15 protein-coding genes and 2 pseudogenes are annotated in these 19,560 nt (G+C 59.4%); 9 read left to right on the top strand and 8 right to left on the bottom strand.

Translation table 11 applies throughout. From position 1 onward, the window contains the following. Position 1: 1 nt before the first annotated feature. Positions 2-1,438: a cytochrome ubiquinol oxidase subunit I gene (locus tag HF916_RS00635; RefSeq protein ID WP_168787433.1), complete on the bottom strand. Its 1,437-nt coding sequence runs from the start codon at positions 1,436-1,438 to the stop codon at positions 2-4. A gap of 671 nt (positions 1,439-2,109) precedes the next feature. On the opposite strand from HF916_RS00635, the gene HF916_RS51805 reads away from it, so the two are divergent. The 7 genes from HF916_RS51805 (at position 2,110) to hmpA (ending at position 10,856) form a co-directional block, all read left to right on the top strand. Next, positions 2,110-2,721, top strand: a complete 612-nt coding sequence (locus tag HF916_RS51805) for a DUF3331 domain-containing protein (protein ID WP_431311373.1) — start codon at positions 2,110-2,112, stop codon at positions 2,719-2,721. Positions 2,722-2,831: 110 nt separating this feature from the next. Further along, positions 2,832-3,572, top strand: coding sequence for a gluconate 2-dehydrogenase subunit 3 family protein (locus HF916_RS00625; RefSeq protein ID WP_168787431.1), 741 nt, complete (start codon positions 2,832-2,834; stop codon positions 3,570-3,572). After that, entirely contained in the window at positions 3,572-5,350 is a 1,779-nt protein-coding gene (locus HF916_RS00620; protein WP_168787430.1) for a GMC family oxidoreductase, read from the top strand. The genes HF916_RS00625 and HF916_RS00620 overlap by 1 nt, the downstream gene beginning before the upstream one ends. Positions 5,351-5,359: 9 nt before the next feature. Further along, positions 5,360-6,688 carry a cytochrome c gene (locus HF916_RS00615; protein ID WP_168787429.1) on the top strand — a complete coding sequence of 443 codons (1,329 nt, stop codon included), beginning with the start codon at positions 5,360-5,362 and terminating at the stop codon, positions 6,686-6,688. A gap of 90 nt (positions 6,689-6,778) precedes the next feature. After that, positions 6,779-8,077, top strand: a complete 1,299-nt coding sequence (locus tag HF916_RS00610) for a lactonase family protein (protein WP_168787428.1) — start codon at positions 6,779-6,781, stop codon at positions 8,075-8,077. 84 nt (positions 8,078-8,161) lie between these two features. Next, positions 8,162-9,352: a porin gene (locus HF916_RS00605; RefSeq protein ID WP_168788930.1), complete on the top strand. Its 1,191-nt coding sequence runs from the start codon at positions 8,162-8,164 to the stop codon at positions 9,350-9,352. Between the two features lie 289 nt (positions 9,353-9,641). Continuing rightward, positions 9,642-10,856 (top strand): NO-inducible flavohemoprotein, encoded by a 1,215-nt coding sequence (hmpA, locus tag HF916_RS00600; protein ID WP_168787427.1) that lies wholly within the window; start codon positions 9,642-9,644, stop codon positions 10,854-10,856. Between the two features lie 359 nt (positions 10,857-11,215). On the opposite strand, the gene HF916_RS00595 is transcribed toward hmpA, so the two are convergent. Both HF916_RS00595 and HF916_RS00590 read right to left on the bottom strand, forming a co-directional pair. Then, positions 11,216-11,884, bottom strand: coding sequence for an MlaC/ttg2D family ABC transporter substrate-binding protein (locus tag HF916_RS00595; protein ID WP_168787426.1), 669 nt, complete (start codon positions 11,882-11,884; stop codon positions 11,216-11,218). Between the two features lie 474 nt (positions 11,885-12,358). Next, positions 12,359-13,195, bottom strand: a pseudogene (locus tag HF916_RS00590) (MlaA family lipoprotein); the annotation flags it as partial. A 556-nt stretch (positions 13,196-13,751) separates the two neighbouring features. Between HF916_RS00590 and HF916_RS00585 the strand changes: the two are divergent. Beyond that, the gene (locus HF916_RS00585; RefSeq protein WP_168787307.1) at positions 13,752-14,198 is read left to right on the top strand and encodes a hypothetical protein; all 447 of its coding nucleotides are present in this window, start codon (positions 13,752-13,754) and stop codon (positions 14,196-14,198) included. Here HF916_RS00585 and HF916_RS00580 read toward each other — a convergent pair. The 5 genes and pseudogenes from HF916_RS00580 to HF916_RS00560 all read right to left on the bottom strand — a co-directional run. Further along, positions 14,126-14,510: pseudogene (locus HF916_RS00580) on the bottom strand (transposase); the annotation flags it as partial. The gene HF916_RS00585 and the pseudogene HF916_RS00580 sit on opposite strands and share 73 nt — an antisense overlap. Positions 14,511-14,559: 49 nt before the next feature. After that, on the bottom strand, positions 14,560-14,832 hold the full coding sequence (locus HF916_RS00575) for an XRE family transcriptional regulator (protein ID WP_240975270.1): 273 nt from the start codon (positions 14,830-14,832) through the stop codon (positions 14,560-14,562). A 286-nt stretch (positions 14,833-15,118) separates the two neighbouring features. Then, the gene (locus HF916_RS00570) at positions 15,119-16,468 is read right to left on the bottom strand and encodes a DUF3734 domain-containing protein (RefSeq protein WP_168787425.1); all 1,350 of its coding nucleotides are present in this window, start codon (positions 16,466-16,468) and stop codon (positions 15,119-15,121) included. Positions 16,469-16,479: 11 nt separating this feature from the next. Continuing rightward, complete coding sequence (locus HF916_RS00565) at positions 16,480-17,262, bottom strand: 3-hydroxybutyrate dehydrogenase (RefSeq protein WP_168787424.1); 783 nt, start codon at positions 17,260-17,262, stop codon at positions 16,480-16,482. A gap of 27 nt (positions 17,263-17,289) precedes the next feature. Next, positions 17,290-18,069: an acetoacetate decarboxylase gene (locus HF916_RS00560; RefSeq protein WP_168787423.1), complete on the bottom strand. Its 780-nt coding sequence runs from the start codon at positions 18,067-18,069 to the stop codon at positions 17,290-17,292. Positions 18,070-19,224: 1,155 nt separating this feature from the next. Here HF916_RS00560 and HF916_RS00555 point away from each other — a divergent pair. Beyond that, positions 19,225-19,560 carry a hypothetical protein gene (locus HF916_RS00555; protein ID WP_168787422.1) on the top strand — a complete coding sequence of 112 codons (336 nt, stop codon included), beginning with the start codon at positions 19,225-19,227 and terminating at the stop codon, positions 19,558-19,560.

The raw sequence follows: 19,560 nt of genomic DNA, 5'->3' as shown, positions 1-19,560 counted from the left end.
TTCAAGCCCTCCCCGAGCGAGTGCCGTTGTTGTCGTCGGCATCTTCGCCAGACGCAGAAAGGGGACGCGCAGGCGTGCGCGCTTCCCCGGGTCCGCCGTGAGTCTGCTGCCTGCCCTCGTCGGTAACCGGTCCCTTGCGCACCAGACGCATCATGTACATGATGCCCAGCCCGAACAGCGAGAAATAGACAAGCACGAACAGCGCGAGACTCAGCCCGACCTGGGCCGTACTTAGCGGCGACGACGCATCCGCCGTGCGCATCACGCCGTACACGACCCAGGGCTGACGCCCCATCTCGGTCGTCACCCAGCCGGCCAGCAGCGCGATCAGCCCGGCCGGGCCCACCCACTGCACGACCCGCAGAAAGATCCGGGAGGTGTACATACGCCCACGCAGGCGCAATATGAAGCTCCATATGCCGGTCAGAATCATCAGGACACCCATGCCGACCATCAGACGGAATGTCCAGAAGATCACCGTTGAATCCGGACGATCACCGCGCGGGAAGTCTTTCAATGCCGGCACCTGCTTGTCCAGGCTATGGGTCAGAATAATGCTGCCCAGGTAGGGAATTTCGATTGCGAACCGGGTCTCCTCGGCCTTCATGTCCGGCCAGCCGACCAGGATCAGCGGCGTCGGCTGGCCGGGGACATTCTCCCAGTGCCCTTCCATCGCAGCAATTTTTGCGGGCTGATGCTCGAGCGTGTTCAGGCCATGCGCGTCACCGACAACAGCCTGGATCGGAGCAACAATCAAGGCCATCCACATTGCCATCGACAGCATGGTCCGGATCGCCGGGTTATCGCGGCCTCGCAACAGGTGCCAGGCCGCGGACGAACCGACGAAGAATGCCGTGGCGAGAAACGCCGCGATCGCCATATGCGCAAGCCGGAAGGGAAACGACGGATTGAAAATAACCGCCAGCCAGTCGACCGGCACTGCCCGCCCGTCGATGACCTGATAGCCCTGGGGTGTCTGCATCCAGCTGTTGGACGCAAGAATCCAGAACGTCGAGACGAGCGTGCCGAGCGCGACCATTGCAGTTGCAAAGAAATGCAGTCCGCGCCCAACCCGGTTCCAACCAAAAAGCATGACACCCAGAAAGCCGGCTTCCAGAAAGAATGCCGTTAACACTTCGTAAGTAAGAAGTGGCCCCGTGATACCGCCTGCAAAGTATGAGAACCGGCTCCAGTTAGTCCCGAACTGGTAGGCCATGACAACGCCCGAAACGACACCCATTCCAAAGTTCACTGCGAAGATCTTCGACCAGAAGTGGTAGAGATCCCGATAGGATTCCTGTCCCGTTCTTAACCACAACCCTTCCACTACGGTCAGAAAACTCGCGAGGCCAATTGTGATCGCCGGAAAGATGATGTGAAAGCCGACTGTAAAGGCAAACTGGAGTCGGGCAAGATGGATGGCTGTCGAGTTGTACATGTCTGGCCTCCTTTTAACCTTAAAACTTTGTGCCTCACATCCGGCAACGTTTCTCAGGTCAGGGACTCACGTAACAGCGCAGCCCCTGCGGGCCAGTCGGGCGTAATTGCCATCTGGTTGGTGAGGACCATTTGTGTGGAAGTCATCATAGGCGACGCTTTTGGGATTGCACAGGAATTTTTTGAGTCTGCGACCGGAAGAATTGATCAGGCAACATTTATCGCAAACTGATCCATTCGGATTCCTTACATAAAATGTGGCATAGCGGTATGCCAATATTTATCCGCCACTTTTTCGCGAGATCCAGCATAATCAGATTGCACGTCCTCCTCGCCCTCGAGGGCATTCCATGGCCCGCTTGCACGCGGGCTTCTTTTCATCAGGACCGTTGCGCAATTTTTTTTTGCGCATGCAGCGCAGTGTCATCAGGGAAAGGCTGGATGCGATAGTCTTTCAGACAGTGCAGCACCTCCAATACGCTTTTCTCCATGGCAGCGTTCCCATCCACTATTCCTGTCAGGCTGTAAGGCACACAGCAATAGTGGAGATGCGGGCTATAGCGCGACCAGGCGTGATAACAACGGTTGACAGATGCGGACAGGCGGACTACAAATTGTCCACAGAAGTCGTGCGCATGATTCACGGCGCCAACGGCACCGAATGAATGCCCGATGCCTGGTTCTGCTCAGGGAGCAGTGCCGTTGAGGAAGTCACCGCCAGAATGTGACCGCCTGCATTTGAGGAAGATCTTCATCTGGTCGTCCCACCCCGACACTGCGGTGAAAAGGCTGACGCCAGAGTGCGGAGAACATCACGTCATGGCCACGAGACGACAGCAGCGAAAAATCTGGTCGGGCATTCTAGACCTGCTGCGATTCCAAACGCCCGCTGCTCAACCACCTCCTCAGGTACGCAGGTGCGTACGCGCGGTCGCCCGGTCGCGCAACACAGACCGTCAGTCCGGAGAGGCAACTCGTCGCAGAAACCATCTGGTCGCTGTTCTTGACCGGGTGGCCCGGGACATCATCATCGTCTCATGGCGCGATCCGCAGCGGTGCTGTTACGCAGAGCAGACGTGGCGCCTGCGCCAGGCCCCGCACCATGGGACGTGCGCTCTCAGCGGGCGCACGATCGTTACGGGCTCCCTCGTGTTCATGCCATCTTCGCGTCCCCGTCCAGGCAATGCCGACGAAATGATCCTTCCGGCCGCATTGTCTCCCGATGGAAGGCTGCTCAACGGCACTACGCGTCCGGCCTTCGCCGTGCATGACGATGACACATGACGCACCTGTCGTTTCATGCACTGGCTGATGGCCGCCCGACGGTTTTGCTGGGGTGGCTCCTTACACTATCCAGACAGGCGCGTTGCGCTACAAATACGAATGGAGCTGCAATGGATGCGAACGACAAACCCAATGGCCGGCGCAACTTCCTGCGCAAGACCGTCACGCTGATCCCGCTGGGCACGCTCGCCGCGTGTGAACAGCGAGCGACGACACAAACCGGCGCGGCGAGTGGCAGCGCGGTCGACCAGGCGCAATCGCCAGGCTCCGAAGCGCCATACAAACCGCGTTACTTCGACGCCGGCGAATGGCGCTTCCTCGAAGCGGCGTGCGACCGGCTGATTCCCGCCGACACAAACGGCCCCGGCGCCGTGCAGGCTGGTGTCCCGGAGTTTATCGACCGACAGATGGATACGCCCTATGCGCACGGCGCGCTGTGGTACATGCAGGCGCCGTTTGCCGAGGGTGTTCCCGAACTGGGTTATCAGTCGAAGCTCGTGCCGCGCGACCTCTATCGCCTTGGCATTCGGGCAGTCGATGAGTACTGTCTGCACGAGCGCGGTAAGCGCTTTGCCGATCTGCCAACTGAGCAGCGCGATGAGGTCCTGTCCGGACTGCAGAAGTCCAGGATCGAATTTGACGAGGTGCCGGCCGCACTCTTCTTCGCGCAGCTCCTGCAAAACACGCGTGAGGGCTTTTTCTGCGACCCGATCCACGGCGGCAACCGGCATCTGGTCGGCTGGACGATGATTGGCTTTCCTGGCGCGCGAGCCGACTTCATGGATTTCGTCAATCAGGGTGGCAAGCGTTATCCATATGGACCCGTGTCGATTTCAGGGGAGAAAGCCTGATGACAAGCGTAAAGAAGCCGCACGTCGACGCGGTCATTGTCGGCTTCGGCTGGACCGGCGCGATCCTCGCCAAGGAACTGACGGAGGCGGGTCTGAAAGTAGTCGCACTGGAGCGCGGCGAATATCGCGACACTTACCCGGACGGCGCCTATCCGAACACAATCGACGAGTTGACCTATAGCATTCGCAAGAAACTTTACCAGGACCTCTCGAAGAGCACGGTCACGGTCCGGCACGGCTTGACGGACACCGCCCTTCCGTACCGGCAACTCGCCGCCTTTCTGCCCGGCGAAGGCGTTGGCGGCGCAGGATTGCACTGGTCGGGCGTGCACTTTCGCATCACCGAGCCCGAACTGCGCCTGCGCAGTCATTACACCGAGCGCTACGGTGCCAGCTTCATTCCGCCGGAAATGACCGTTCAGGACTATGGCATTACATACGATGAACTGGAGCCGCATTTCGATTTCGCCGAGAAGGTCTTCGGCACATCGGGCCAGGCATATAAGGTGAAAGGCCAGATCGTCGGCGACGGTAACGTCTTCGCCCCATCGCGCAGCGACCACTTTCCATTGCCTCCACTCGAAAACGTCTACTCTGCCGACCGTTTCAGACAGGCCGCACTGTCGCTCGGGCTTCACCCATACCGGCTGCCCGCCGCGAATGCGTCGGGACCCTATACGAATCAGTATGGTGTCCAGATGGGACCGTGCAATTTCTGTGGCTATTGCAGCGGTTACGCCTGCTACATGTACTCAAAGGCGTCCCCCAATCTGAACATCCTGCCCGCGCTGCGCCAGACGCCCCTGTTCGAACTGCGTCCGAAGTGCAATGTGTTGCGCGTCAATCTGGATGACACCCGTCACCGCGCAACCGGCGTGACCTATCTGGACGCCCAGGGGCGCGACGTCGAGCAGCCCGCCGACCTGGTGATCGTCGCAGCGTTCCAGTTCCACAACGTGCATCTGCTGCTGGTATCAGGTATCGGAAAGCCCTATGATCCGGTCACCGCCGAAGGCGTCGTTGGAAGAAATTTCTGCTACCAGAACGAATCGAACGTCACCGCATTTTTTGATCAGGATACCTTTAGTAATCCGTTTATCGGTACAGGCGGCGGCGGCGTCACGGTCGACGATTTCAACTCCGACCACTTCGATCACGGCCCGCTCGGCTTTATCGGCGGCGCACCGCTCTGGGTCAACCAGGCGGGGTCCAAGCCGATCAGTGGCATCTCCGTACCCCACGGCACGCCAGCATGGGGCAGCGCGTGGAAGACGGCAGCCAGAAATTCCTACATTCATTCGATCTCGATGAATGCGCACGGCACCAACATGGCCTTTCGCGACGTCTATCTCGATCTCGACCCAACCTATCGCAACGTATACGGCCAACCGCTGCTACGCATGACCTTCGACTGGAAAGACAACGACATCCGGATGGCACAGTATGTCACCGGACAGTTGAAGAAAATTGCGCAGGCGATGGGGCCGAAGGCTATCAATGTCGCCACGCGCGAGTTTGGCCAGCATTTCGATACCCGGCACTATCAGACGACCCATCTGGCTGGAGGCGCGATTCTCGGTACCGATCCCACGCGAAGTGTGCTGAACCGCTACCTGCAAACATGGGATGTTCACAACGTCTTCGTGATGGGCTCGTCGGCCTTTCCGCAAGGCATCGGCTATAACCCGACTGGCCTCGTCGCAGCACTTGCATACTGGTCGGCGAAGGCGATCCGGGAGCAGTATCTGAAAAACCCCGGACCACTTGTCTCGGCATAGGGGACGCACATGGGCAGGTTCGCAAATCTTGCGGTTTGTACCAGCGGGCTTTTTCTCTGGGCCGGAAATGCGCTCGCGCAGGCAAATGGAAACGCTGATCCGGCTTTGGTCAAACAGGGCGAGTATCTCGCTCGTGCCGGTGACTGCATCGCCTGTCATACTGCCGAGGGCGGCAAACCGTTTGCCGGCGGCCGGCCCATGGCCACACCGATCGGTACGATCTATTCGACCAATATCACGCCCGACGCCGGGACGGGCATCGGCCGGGACACGCTCGAGGCTTTCGACCAGTCACTGCGCTACGGCGTGTCACGGCACGGGCATAGCCTCTATCCCGCCATGCCCTTCCCGTCGTATTCGAGGCTAACGTCTGACGACGTGCACGCGCTTTACGCCTACTTCATGCGTGGCGTGGCACCGGTGCAGCAAGCCGATAAGGCGAGCGACATTCCCTGGCCGCTTTCGATGCGCTGGCCGCTCACCTTCTGGCGCAAGCTTTTCGCACCGGACCCACGTCCGTTTGTTGCAGCGTCGGGCGAGCCGGTGCTGGCGCGAGGCGCGTATCTCGTGGAAGGACTGGGGCACTGCGGCGCGTGTCATACGCCTCGCAGTCTCACCATGCAGGAGAAGGCGTTGAGCGCGCAGGACGGGCCGGCCTTTCTGGCGGGCGGTGCGCCGATCGATGGATGGATCGCTACCAGCCTGCGAGGAGAAAGCCACTCGGGTCTCGGACAATGGAGCCAGGCCGATATCGTGTCGTTTCTCGCCACTGGTCGCAATCCGCATGCATCGGTGTTCGGCGGCATGTCCGATGTCGTGCTTCACAGCACCCAGTACATGAGCACAGAAGACCTCTCTGCGATTGCGCATTACCTGAAGAGCCTGCCGCCGGCCGACCCGAGCGCAGGCCCGTTCCGCTATGACGGGTCAACCGCTGCCGCCTTGCGGGCGGGCGACGCAACGCGACCGGGCTCAGGAATCTATATCGACAGTTGCGCGTCCTGTCACCGTAGTGACGGTCACGGGTACACGGCCGTCTTTCCGGCACTGGCGGGCAACGCGGCCATACAGAATGCGGACGCGACACAGCTGATCCACGTCATTCTGACGGGCGACACCGTGCCGGGTACGCACCGGGCGCCGTCGGCGTTCACCATGCCGCCGTTCGGCTGGCGCATGACCGATCAGCAAGTCGCGGATGTCGCGACCTTTGTGCGCAGCAGTTGGGGAAATAATGGCGGTACCGTTTCCGCGAGCGATGTCGCGAAAGTCCGCAAGGCGTTTCCGACTGTCGCCCCGCCGCTCCCATCACGGGCCAGCCTGGGCGGCACACCTTGACGCAATTCGCTTTTCGTTGGCTCACGGAAGTTCGAATGGACCGCGGCGCACCTGCAGCGCCGCGAGCCTTTTACTCAAGGAGAAACCCCGATGTCATCCACGGAACACGAACCGGACATCGCGACCTTGGGGCGCCGTCAGTTCTGCGCGCTCGTGGTCGCCTCCCTCGCCGCGCCCGGCGTCGCGTGGGCAGACGAGCCGGGCGGTCATGTGGTCGGCTATGTGTCTGTCGGATCTGAGTTTCGGCTATACCGGGTCAACGAACGCAGCCTCGCGTTGACGAAAGATAGCGCGGTGACGCTGCCGGCCACGATCCAGTACGCGTGGCCCCATCCATCACTCAGACTCATGTACGTGGCGTACAGCAATCGGGCGGGCACCTCTCCGGGTGATGTGCACGGGGTGGCAGTATTGCGGGTCGACGAACGCACCGGACGTCTTCAGTCTGCCGACGGCTCCCTGCGCCTGAATAACCGGCCAATCAGCATCACCGTGGATCGAAGCGGCAAACATCTGCTGGTGGCCTACAACGATCCAGCGCAACTCGACGTCTTCCCGATCGACGCCAATGGCGCACCTGGCGTTGCGATCAGCCAGACGGCTTCGATCGATGCGGGGATCTACGCCCATCAGGTGAGGGTCGCGCCTTCGGACCGGACGGTCGTCCTGGTCACCCGCGGCAACGATGCGACGGGAAACAGACATGAGGACCCGGGCGCGATCAAGGCCTTCAGTTTCAACGACGGACAGCTCTCGGCCGAACAGTCGGTCTCGCCTGGCAGCGGCTTCGGGTTCGGGCCGCGACACGTCGACTTTCACCCACGCGGTCCGTGGATGTACGTGTCGATGGAACGGGAAAACCAGTTGCAGGTTTTCGGGCTGAATGACGGCAAGCTGACACAGGTTCCCCTGTTCATCAAGACGACGCTTGACGATCCATCGAATGTCCGCCCGGGCCAGGTCGCGGGTCCGATCCATGTGTCACGCGACGGACGCTTCGTTTACCTCGCTAACCGCTCGGACGGCACCGTCGACTTCGACGGAAAGAAAGTGTACGTGGGTGGAGAGAACAGCGTTGCCGTGTTCAGGATCGACCAGCAGACGGGAGAGCCGACGTTGATCCAGACTATTGCCACGCAGAGCTATCATTGCCGCACCTTCACGATACATCCCGATGGGAAGTCGCTGATCACGGCAAGCATTGCGCCGATGCTCGTGCGCGAGGGCGACGAAATCAAAAAGGTGTCGGCTGCGCTCACTGAGTTCCGTATCGCCGACGATGGGACGCTTACGTTCGTTCGCAAGTACGACATCGAGACGCCGTCCGGGCCGATGTTCTGGGTTGGATTGATCGCTCTCGACAGCGGCTGGTCAACTAATGCAGCCTGACTCGCGAGCGGAAATGGCGGGCGAGTGGACATCCCGCTTCCGCAGTGTGAGCGGGATGCCGGCTCGGCTAAAGGCCTGAACGACATGCGAAAAAAAATGATCGCGGCAGCGCTGTGGTGCTGCGCAGCGGGTTCACACGCGCAGAACTCAGTCGAGTTGTACGGCGTTGTCGACGCCGGCATCTCGTACACGTCCAACGAGCGAACTGGACAGCCGGGCGCATACGCGGGCCATTCCAACTTTTCCCTGATCAGTGGGAATCGCTCAGGCAGTCGGTGGGGCATCCGGGGCAGCGAAGATCTCGGCGCCGGACTCAAAGCCCTGTTCGTGCTCGAAAACGGATTCGATGTCGCTAAAGGCACACTGGGCCAGTCGGGCCGCCTCTTTGGGCGGCAAGCTTTCACGGGACTCGCCAGCGAGAGACTCGGTTCCCTGACACTTGGACGCCAGTACACATCGCTGACGGACTTCGTTAGTCCGGCGAGTCCAATTCCAGTCATTGGTGGATTTGGCGCACACCCAGGCAATATCGACGATATCGACACGACGACGCGCGTGGATAACGAAGCAAAATTCGCCAGCGCAAACTATTCCGGTTTCCAGTTTGGCGGATCCTATGGGTTCGGCGCTCAGCCCGGCAGCCTCAAACGCGAGAGTGCGTGGAGCGCGGGGGCGGCGTTTGTCCGCGGTCCATTAAATCTTGCCGCAGGCTATGAAACGTCCGATAACAGCAAGGTCGGTCCGTCTGATCCAACCCTGAACACCTGGGACAGCACCGAGGACGGAACATTCGGGTCATCGATCAACGAAGGGTTCGCAACAGCGCAATCGCAGCAGATCGTCGCGGCCGGCGCAACCTACGACTTTGGCAAAGCGAAGGCAGGCGTCAACTACAGCAATGTCCAGTACCGCCCAGGACCCTTCTCGCTGTTTACTCAGGAAGCGATCTTCAATACAGTCGGCCTGTTCGCATACTGGGCGCTGCACCCCAGCTTTCACGTCTTCACGGGATATAGCTACACACGCAGCGGCCAGCTGGACGCTGCAGATGACCACGCGCAATATCACGGCGTGTCGCTCGGTTTGCTCTACGATCTTTCGAGGCGGACGACGCTGTACACGCTTGCGGGCTACCAGCGGGCCATCGGCAAGACGCTCGATTCGCAGGGCGATATTGTCGATGCGACGGCTTCGGTCGGTTCCAAAGGCATTGGTCATTCGGCGGCCACCGCGTCCCAGGTCATCGTGCGCGTGGGCATCCGCCAACGCTTCTGACCGTCGCCGACGCCAACTTCTCACACCCGCCAGATGAAGCAATGGACGTGTCACGATTTGGGGCACCGCCTCGCAGGCAGCGTGCCGGCTTGGTCATCCCCTGGTCATGCTGCGAGGCAGAATGTGTCTGTCTGTTCATCGGCAGACGCACAGAAAAATGTCAGGGCAAGGAGCGACGCGCGACAGCGCCATCTTTCCGTCGTCATAAGTCGATTGCGACACTCGGCCGCGCGGCTGCATCACGCCATGATACATATTTGTGCCATTACCGCCCCAGGAGGAAACCGAAATGTTGACGCAGAAAACCAAAGACATTGTTAAGGCCACCGCACCCGTACTCGCCGAGCACGGCAATGCCATCATCCAGCGCTTTTACACGCGGCTCTTCGAAGTGCAGCCGGAGCTCAGGAATGTGTTTAACATCGCCCACCAGAAGCAGGGGCAACAGCAGGAAGCGCTCGCGCGCGCGGTCTACGCGTACGCGGCCAACATCGAAGACCCGCAAAGCCTCACGGCCGTTCTGAAGAACATTGCGAACAAGCATGCGAGTCTCGGAGTGCGCCCGGAACAGTATCCAATTGTTGGCGAACATCTTCTCGCCGCGATCAGGGAAGTACTGGGCGATGCCGCAACCGACGAAATCATTTCGGCATGGGCACAAGCTTATGGCAGCCTGGCCGACATCCTGATGGGCATGGAAAGCGAACTGGCCGAACGGACCGTCAGCGAGGCCGGAGGCTGGAACGGATGGCGCCCCTTTGTCGTCCGTGAGAAGCGGGTTGAAAGTGACGTCATCACTTCGTTTGTGCTGGAGCCCGCTGATGGCGGCCCCGTGGTCAATTTCGAACCGGGACAGTACACCGGTGTTGCCGTTCAGGTGCCGTCGCTCGGGCTGCGCCAGATCCGGCAGTACAGCCTGTCCGACTCCCCGAATGGTCGCACCTATCGTATCTCGGTCAAACGGGAAAGTGGCAACGCCACGCAGCCCCCCGGCTACGTCTCGAACCTGCTGCATGACCACGTCAATGTCGGCGACGCGATCCAGCTGGCGGCGCCGTACGGAACGTTCTACATCGACGTCAACGCGACCACGCCGATCGTGCTGATCAGCGGCGGTATTGGCCTGACGCCGATGGTGAGCATGTTGAAACGGGCGTTGCAGGATCCGACCCGGCGAGTGGTGTTTGTGCACGGTGCGCGAAACAGTGCCGTCCAGGCGATGAAAACGCGTCTGCGGGAAGCCGCGGCACAACATCCGAACTTCAGAGTCATGGTCTTCTACAATGAGCCGCTGGCAAGGGACGTGCAGGGAACGGATTTCGACTATCCGGGACTCGTCGATGTCAATCTGATCGCCCGTGAGATCCGGCTACCGGATGCAGACTACTACATCTGCGGGCCGGTTCCGTTCATGCGGATGCAACATGACGCATTGAATAACCTCGGTATCAGCGAGGAAAAAATCCATTATGAGGTGTTCGGTCCCGATCTGTTCGCCGAGTAACGATCATCCTGCTCTGCGCGCTGTAGACGCCTCCGGAAGGCGTCATTTACTGTACAGGCTGATCCGGTTGGCCTACCTGACTGACTACCTTCAACCGGACGGATCAGGTGATGCGCCACTCGACCTTGTACATCCAAGGCGGAACGCCGCCCGGACGCAGCATCGCGCTTGCCGGCAGACGGAAAAATCGCACCTTGATCCGGAGGATGTTCGGTACTCTAGGAAGATCCTGCGACTGGACCATCAGCAATTGCCATCCGCTGCATTACGATTCATCGTGCGCGCTGGCGATCGGCCCACCAACGTGACCGTGCCAACCCACGGTCGCCACCCCGCTTTCATTCCGATCACGCGTGCCGTTAAAGCTTGCCGGAAGCAAGCTGCTCGTTGCGCTTGCTCAGGAGCTTGATCAGACCATCTATGCCGTTTTTCTGGACTTCCTCGTCGAACTGATGCCTATATATCTGCACTAGCCATACCCCCATCAGATTAAGGTCATACACACGCCAGCCCTGTGGCGTCCGATAAAGGCGGTAATCGATTTCGACCGGCCCACCGGTGTCCATGGCGATCGTGCGCACCACTACGTCGGTGTCGCTCGGGTCGATTCTTGACGGCGGGAACTGGAACCGCTGATCCGGGCGCAGCAGCGCGAGAGCACCCGAATAAGTGTGAATCAGCAAAAGCGTGAACTGTGTGACCACCTGCTCCTGCTGCACCGGCGTCGCGGTACGCCAGTAACGGCCCATGACTAATTTAGTAGTTCGATTGATATCTGTGTATGGGAGAATATCCCTGTTTACGACTGCCATGATGCGAGCGGTGTCGCCCGGCCTGATCGCTTGTGTCCGCACTTCGTCGAGTATCTCCTGCGTCGCGCTCTCAATGAGAGTCTGCGGACGGGACTGGTCGTCAATCTGCACGTATTTCGTGTCAGCCGACGCGCAAAATGACCAGACGCCGCCGCAAACCGCCAGGATTATCGTCAGTACGGAACGGATGGTGGTGCTTCGCAGGAACTGCTTCATCGTTTACCTTCGTTTCAAAAAAGCCCCAGCGTACGCATGGGATGCCTGACAGTCCCTCGGAGCCAATCTGCCCCAACGAAAGCCGCTTCGGGGTGGGTTTGCAGTCCACCGATTTCTGCCGATTCGGGTGGGGGACGTACCGCGAATCGCCACGGTGGGCGTCAAAACTCGTCCGGCGTTCAGTATTTCTGATCCGTTCGTTTCGATCCGGATCGCAGATACGTTGAAATGAGCTCGCGCGGTATCTGTTCGTTGCGTACCTTCCGACTGCGTTCGCCCGAAACGCCCCTGTGCGTTGGCACAACTCGAGTGAATGCGGACGCACGCTGCAGCGAGCCGCTGCATGCGCACTCGGGAAGCCATCTGCGCGAGAGGGACATTCGATTTGGACGTGCCCGTCGTGCCGACTGACGGTACGACCCCGTGAAGTCGATCAAAGTCATCAGCTCTGTCAAGGTACATTCAGTCGTATGGGGAAGCGATACCTGGTTCGACATACGTGGGCAAATCCGTTCGCCTGTCATTCGTGTGCGGCTGATCGTGCCGTGCTGCATCCCCCAGTGCGGGAGTCGCTGGAGGTTGCGACGCCGTGCCGAGGTGGTCACCACTGTAATCGGGCAGTGCGCTGTTACCGCCGCGCAACAAATACTCGCGCCGCTGCCTGTATGCGTCACGGACGAACGCGTATCTATCCAATGCTGCTTGTGAAAGGATGTCCGTGGCGCCAAGCATATCCGCACGCTCGCTGACGAATTGAAGAGAAAAGAGCGGGACACCGTACTCCCAGGAAATATAGCTCGTCGGAGCCGTGGGATACGCGGCAATCCAGATGGTGGCATCGCGGATAGAGCTCGGTCCAAACAGAGGAAGTACGAGGTACGGACCCGCCGGCACCCCGTAATGCCCGAGAGTCAGTCCAAAATCCTGATGATGTTTGGGCAGACCAGCGGCAGTGGCCCAGTCAATGAGGCCACCAATACCGAACGTCGAATTGAACGCAAAGCGAACCAGATCTTCGGTAGCGTCAGTGACTTTCAGTTGCAACAGATCATTTGCCAGATTGCCGATATCGCCAACGTTCGAGAACACATTGCGGACTGCCGTCCGGACTGGAGCGGGCGTTACTTTCTGATAACCTGCTGCGGCCGGATGCGCGATGTATTTGTCCAGATAATCGTTAAACGAAAAGACAGCGCGATTCATTGGCTCAAGTGGATCTTCCGCCTTGCGGTTTGGTCCGGTGGCGCAACCACACGTAACCACAATAGCGCCCAGCGCCACACTATTGGCCAGGAGTCGGCCCGTTCGCATTGTCATAATGGGATTTCTACGTCTTGCGATTTTATGGATATCGCCATTTGTTGTGTAATCTGCTATCGACGGCGTTGGAGTATGCAGAGGGTCTATTGCGAGTACGCCACCGGTTGCCAGAAACGGGGACCCGCTCCGGAATTGACATGTGCAGTGAGGAAATTCCCGACCGAAACGCAAGATGATTATAGGTTCACGCTTCACACGATTGAAACACCAGGTCTGCAACTATCTATTGCACGCGTTGTTACATTGGCGACGTCGACGCGTAGGCGATGGTGAGGAGCCTCAACAACGGACATATCTATAAACGTGGCATCATGTTCGTTGGCTGTCCGGCTGTTATCGTCGCCACGCCACACAGTGATGCCTGCCCCAGAAGAAACAGACCTGCACCCGTCATCCGTGGCAGGTTTTCGAATTGCGTCGTCCGTTCCATTGCCGCGCCCTCGCCCTGGTGTCATGTCTTCGCCCGACCGGCCGCATTCAAGACGACACACGTCGAAGCATGGTTGGGCATGCCTGTCGCTCCGTGCGCGTTGTCAGCTGGTAATTGATGTTGCCGCTCCTTCTGTTTGTCGCTGCCTTTGTGGCGGTGATAGTTCTTACCATTCAATTGAAAGATCCCGGACCTTCCTGGTCGCGGCGGCACTCCGAAGGGACAAAGCAATGCACAGGCGCCATGCTTCGAATGGGAGGCTACTATCCAATCGAAATGCTACCGGCGTTGAGCATCGGCTCGCTTTCTGGAGGACTACGTAGCGACGATATTGTCCGATTACGAGATGGCTGCGTGCGCAAAGAACCATTCATAGGCCAACAAGCTACGCAGTGCTCGATGCTTGACGTTCCGGTTCGCATGACAGGGATGGCGTTTATCAAACCAACCAACGCAATCGTCATGGAGGGGATTGCAAAAAGTCCGGTTAGAAAAGGCCGATCAGCCAAGCGAAAAATGTTCCAGCAGACCAGCGGGCAGGCTGGTTTGACGAATGCTTCGTGAATGTCAGAGCGGCGTTCAAAGCGAATGCGAAGACGACGGAAACCATGGAGCGACGGGTGAGTCCGTTCGACGATCCAATGGCATCTGCCGAGACCGCCTCCGTGTTCGGCGGCGCCTGGCGATGACCGGCCTGACGCCGCGCTCGAAAAGTCGGCGACGATGCGCATCGCATTCGTAACCACGCCTGGCGCAGACGACCTTGGGTTTGCGAAGTTCTGGGCCGCGTGTACCGCGAATCGGCGGGATGGCGTCGACCAGCCGCAGCAGCTGGGTGACATCGGTGCGGTTCGCCCCGGCCAGAATCGCGCTGACTGACGGCTCGCACGGGCGATGAATCGACTGCTGCACGTGATAGGTGGTCCTAAACCGTCTGGGTCTGTCCCGTGCAGAGCCAGTGAACGTCGAGCTGCAGGATGTTCGCGAGGCGCGAAAAGTATTGAAGCTCTGGAACAGTAATTCCGTGGCGCCAGAAGTGCACTTCGTTTTCTGCGACACCTGGCGATTTCGCTGAGTTGGCTGAACTGATGCCCGCACGCTCGAGCGCTCGATCCAGGCGCGCAGCGAGCGGGCGCCTCAGGCTGCTGTCCCCGGCAGTACGCGCGAGGTGCTTCATGGTCAGGATTTCTGGATTCATCTTAGGACCTGACGTGGCCGTCTTTGCAGCGCTTTTTGCAAAAGGACGTCTCGGCAGGTGTTCGCGGCATGACGCGACACCTGAGTCGTGGTGAATCGCTATGGTCCCGGCCATCAGAGCTGAGGTCAAACGGAGAAACAGTTTGAAACGATTGGGCCAAGGGCAAACTGCAATTGATCGTTGGAAAATCCGTCTCGCTAACAATACCCGCAGTTCGCGCGCGACCGTAAGGCGGCGATGAGGTGCGAAAGCAGACGGCCAGAGCAACCTGGCCGCCCCACCACGGCTAGCGGGCCGCCGTCTCCTGCGCAGTCTCCCTTGGGGCCTCCGCAAGCGGAGCGGTGTTCGGCACAACCGCGTCGGGATGTGGTTGCGCGAGGCCCGCCTTATGGCGCCTGCGCGAGCGATGCACCGGCTTGGTCGCGCCCATAAGGCGCGCCTTTTGAGGTGCGCCGCCGGGACGGTGTACGTCGTGCGTCACGAACCCGGAATCGTGGCTCGGTATCGCAAACCACTCCGGGTGTTCAAACGACGCGCGAATGTCATCCAGACCGGTTTGCCAGTGCTCACCCATCGTGTCGATGCTGAACTCGTAGTCCTTGTAGTGCCCCTCGTACGCCTTGTTCCTGTAGATGAGGTGCACGACATTGACCGCGCTTCCGTCCGCCACTTCCTGCGCTTCCCTGATAAGCGGATGGTGTTTCTCCAGCCCTTCGGGCACGTGCTTGAGCAGTTCCTTGATGAGCTGTGCATGGCGCTGGTTCGAGCCGAGCATGGCCGTGATGGCACGCGTACGGCTCGAGTACTGGATATCCTTGGCGCGCTCCGCCACGTCGAGCAGGTCGCCAGGGAGCACTCCGCTCGAACTCCAGAGGTCAACCTGAAACACCAGCGTGTCCTTGTGATGTGGGTCGCTGACGACTTCCGTTAGCGGGGTGTTCGACACCAGACCACCGTCCCAGTAATACTCCCCGTCAATCTCCACCGCCGGGAAGCCTGGGGGCAGCGCGCCCGAAGCCATGAAGTGCTCGGGTTCAAGCCGCATCTTCGTGTTATCGAAGTACACCAGGTTGCCGGTCCGCACGTTGACCGCGCCCACTGAGACGCGAATGTCGCCATCGTTGATCCGGTCGAAATCAGCGAATTGCAGAAGCGTTGCACGAAGCGCCGCGGTGTCGTAAAAGCTCACCTCTTTCGGCAACCGCTTGCCCATACCGGGGACAGGTACCGGAAGGCGCGGCAAGAAAAAGCCCCGCTGACCTTCTGTGAGCGCGCGACCTGCCGCCCAGAGGCTCGACCATTTGCGCGCCATGTCGTGCATGCCTGCTGCGCGAGGCATCCACGCACCGAAGTGTTCGAGTAAATCCGCCGGCTGACAAATGGTGTTCCAGAAGCCACGCAGCGCTTCTGTGCGCTTTTCCGGGGGGTTGCCCGCAATGATGGCTGTATTAAGCGCGCCGATGGAGATTCCGGAAATCCAGTTCGGGTGGACGCCGGCTTCCTCGAGGCCTTCGTAGACCCCGGCCTGATAGGAGCCCAGCGCGCCGCCACCTTGCAGCACGAGGGCCACCTCGTCGTAAGCGGGAAGCTTGAAAGGCTCGCGAGGTGTAATCTGATTTTCCTGATTGTGACGCACTGGGTAGCTCCTTAATGCATCGACCAGCCGTGGCTGACGATGATGGACTGACCCGTCAATGCTGACGACTCGAAGCCGGCAAGAAACGCGACCGTGTTCGCGACGTCTTCAACCGTGGTGAACTCGCCGTCGACCGTTTCCTTCAGCATCACGTTCTTGATGACATCCTCTTCCGAGATGCCCAGGGCTTTCGCCTGCTCCGGAATCTGCTTGTCGACGAGCGGCGTACGCACGAAGCCCGGACACACGACGTTCGCGCGAACGCCGCGCGGCCCCCCCTCTTTCGCTACGACGCGCGCAAGACCTAGCAGACCGTGCTTGGCGGTCACGTAGGCCGCCTTCAGCTTCGACGCTTCGTGCGAATGGACCGAGCCCATGTAGATGATGGAGCCACCGTTGCCCGCCGCGTACATGTGTTTGACGGCCGCTCTGGTCGTGAGAAACGCCCCGTCCAGGTGGATGGCCAGCATCTTCTTCCAGTCTGAGAAAGCATAGTCCTCAATCGGATTGACAATCTGGATACCCGCGTTAGAGACCAGCACATCAATGCTGCCGAGCTTGTCGACCGCCAGCTGGATGCCGGCGTTGACGGCTTCTTCGCTCGTTACGTCCATCGATACGGCTAGCGCCTTGCCGCCGTCCTCGCGGATGCTTTCGGCCACGCTTTCGGCTGCCTTGAGATTCAGGTCAGCGATGACTACCGCCGCACCGAGCGCCGCGAGCTTGCGCGCGCACTGTTCACCAATACCACTTGCTGCGCCCGTCACGAGCGCAACTTTGTTCTTCAGCGACATGGAAACCCTTATTCTGTTAGAAGTTGCTTACTGATTGGCAGCAAGCTTGAGTGATGGCGTCTCGGCGAGGTAGTCCAAAACCACTTCGCCAATGTCGAGCGTAAGATTCGCAATAACGTGTCGCGCGCCGACGATTTTTTTCACGGGCAAGTCAGCGACGGGAGCCAGTGCATGGGGATGCAATTCAAGGGCTGCCGGACCACCCCATGCGCCGAGTACCGTGACGTCGCGTAGAAAATAACGTACCAGTTCGCAAACACGCGCCGAACCGTCAACGTGCGGAATGACTTTCAGCAGGTAGTTCGGCGTATCCGCCAGCTTCTTGCGTTCGACCTCAAGGTCAAGTGGCTGATATTTGTAGCCCATCGTGCCTGTGGCAATGCGCTGGGTGCCGTATTCGAGCGTTCCCAGCAGCGTGTCATTGCCGTCAACCCGCAACTTCGGACTCGCGAGCTTCTTGGGGAAGCCCCAAATCTCGCGACCACCCGCAATCGGGCCTTCGTCGTCGAGATACATTGCGTGGGTGTAGCTGCCGAGCGCGCCGTCGGCGTCTCTCACCGAAATAACCTGGCCGCTTTCAGTGTAATCGCCGAAGCCCGATGAATCCGGCATGCGGATGAATTCATAGTGAACCAGCGGGCTGGCGACTGTCAGCGGCTCCGGAACCACAGCGCGTAATGCATCGATGTCCGTCTCGTAGGAGATGATGAAATATTCGCGATTAAGAAAACGGAACGGCGGGCGGGGATAAGAAGGGTTGTGGACCGGCATCGCAAACGCATCTTTGCGGATCTGTTCGATTTTCAACTAACTCTCCAGGGTAAATGATGTCAAATGACGTCTCATCGTCAAATGACCGCGCACGCGCACCGGAGGTGCGGTGCTGTTTTAAAGGACACCCCCTTGGCAGAGGGTGCCCAGGCGCAATGCATTGGCCTCAATTTCATTGGCGATGTGTGTTGCGTCGTTGCACAGTGCGCGACTAATACTACCGCCTCGATTCATGAATTAAGCCGTTCCAGGTCGCAAAACACTACGAGGATTTTCGCAACAATCCGCGCATTCCTGCCCAGGAAGACGTCTTTGCACGACATACAGCGAAAAGATAAATAGCGATGGCCCCGGCGGGGGCGTGTGTGATATTCCACCTCTAAAGCCGCGACCGGGCTGATCAAAAACTCGATGCCACCGGCCAGTCGGTTTCTGGAATCGAAGACCAAACCGGATGGACGGTGGCGCTCCGTCCACACAGCGTATCGTTTGGAATACTAATAGACACATTTACTGATCGAATTTTTCCAATCTGGGCATGAGACTTTGACGACCGGAATAGCGAGGACGAACGCTGGCCCATCGAGTAACCGGCAGTCAAGCCGACTCGTCACGCAGAAGCTGATTGTTTCCGTCTGCAAGAAGGTTTTTTGCCTGGATGGCGCATGACGGCACGCCCCGCACCAGCGACAATGTGTCTCACGACGGGCCGTAGCACAGGCTGGTGCGAAACCGGACTCCTCATCCGGTCTCCCCGTCGTACTCCCCATCCCCGGTGGCGGGTAGCAGCGGCGCACGTGTCTGCGCCATGCAGCGGGCGCGAGTAGTCGAAGGCACCGTCATCGCGCCGGTCTCGCAGGACGCCATTTTGCGCCGCCACGCGCGCCGGATACCGGCCGCCCGCTTTTGCAACGGAGCCGCGAGCCACCATCACTTATCGCGTCTGGGCGTAAGCCTCTCTTTAATAGCCGCGGCCAATCATGAGTCCACGAGCGTCTCAGCCGCCCTGCCATACTGCCACCGGCGACAACGTCGGCGCGCAGCCTGGATTCTCGTGTGCGCAGGAAAGCTCATCCGCCGGCGGAAACAACAGCACCCGTACAGCTGCTTGGCATTGTTCGGAAAGGGCGTTGCGGGTGCAGTACGGTTGCGATATAAGCAAGGCTTTGGAAAAGAATTGGATCGAAGCTGATGCCGCACAGAGCCAGCCTTCAGGAAGACGCTGAGCGCAAGCGCAAGCGCAAGAAAACCAATTATCGCGCGACGAACTGCCTGGATTCAATCGGAGCGCTGAAAAAGCGCCGCAAGATACGCGTCTATTTTCTGATGGCGATAGAGCCAGTTCGTCAACGTGCCACCCTGCCGACGCCGCGTTTCCGGGCGCACATCATTCCTATTGCTCGGCATTGCATCGTGCAGCTCTGCCGCCCGACCGCCCGGAATGGAATCTCATGGAGATCATCTGGAGGCGAGCCACGTATCACTCGCGCCATGTCGTCAGATGGGCAGAGGAACCATGGACGCTGA

Source organism: Paraburkholderia aromaticivorans (assembly GCF_012689525.1).
GTDB lineage: Bacteria > Pseudomonadota > Gammaproteobacteria > Burkholderiales > Burkholderiaceae > Paraburkholderia > Paraburkholderia aromaticivorans_A.
The sequence above is the reverse complement of the archived record's forward strand: the minus strand, read 5'-3'. Positions and strand labels throughout refer to the sequence as shown.

Coding starts and splice junctions, on each gene's coding strand:
- HF916_RS51805 (WP_431311373.1), top strand. CDS start 2,110: ATGCCTGGTTCTGCTCAGGGAGCAGTGCCGTTGAGGAAGTCACCGCCA.
- HF916_RS00610 (WP_168787428.1), top strand. CDS start 6,779: ATGTCATCCACGGAACACGAACCGGACATCGCGACCTTGGGGCGCCGT.
- HF916_RS00620 (WP_168787430.1), top strand. CDS start 3,572: ATGACAAGCGTAAAGAAGCCGCACGTCGACGCGGTCATTGTCGGCTTC.
- HF916_RS00585 (WP_168787307.1), top strand. CDS start 13,752: ATGTTGCCGCTCCTTCTGTTTGTCGCTGCCTTTGTGGCGGTGATAGTT.
- HF916_RS00595 (WP_168787426.1), bottom strand. CDS start 11,884: ATGAAGCAGTTCCTGCGAAGCACCACCATCCGTTCCGTACTGACGATA.
- hmpA (WP_168787427.1), top strand. CDS start 9,642: ATGTTGACGCAGAAAACCAAAGACATTGTTAAGGCCACCGCACCCGTA.
- HF916_RS00555 (WP_168787422.1), top strand. CDS start 19,225: ATGCCGCACAGAGCCAGCCTTCAGGAAGACGCTGAGCGCAAGCGCAAG.
- HF916_RS00625 (WP_168787431.1), top strand. CDS start 2,832: ATGGATGCGAACGACAAACCCAATGGCCGGCGCAACTTCCTGCGCAAG.
- HF916_RS00575 (WP_240975270.1), bottom strand. CDS start 14,832: ATGAATCCAGAAATCCTGACCATGAAGCACCTCGCGCGTACTGCCGGG.
- HF916_RS00615 (WP_168787429.1), top strand. CDS start 5,360: ATGGGCAGGTTCGCAAATCTTGCGGTTTGTACCAGCGGGCTTTTTCTC.
- HF916_RS00565 (WP_168787424.1), bottom strand. CDS start 17,262: ATGTCGCTGAAGAACAAAGTTGCGCTCGTGACGGGCGCAGCAAGTGGT.
- HF916_RS00605 (WP_168788930.1), top strand. CDS start 8,162: ATGCGAAAAAAAATGATCGCGGCAGCGCTGTGGTGCTGCGCAGCGGGT.
- HF916_RS00635 (WP_168787433.1), bottom strand. CDS start 1,438: ATGTACAACTCGACAGCCATCCATCTTGCCCGACTCCAGTTTGCCTTT.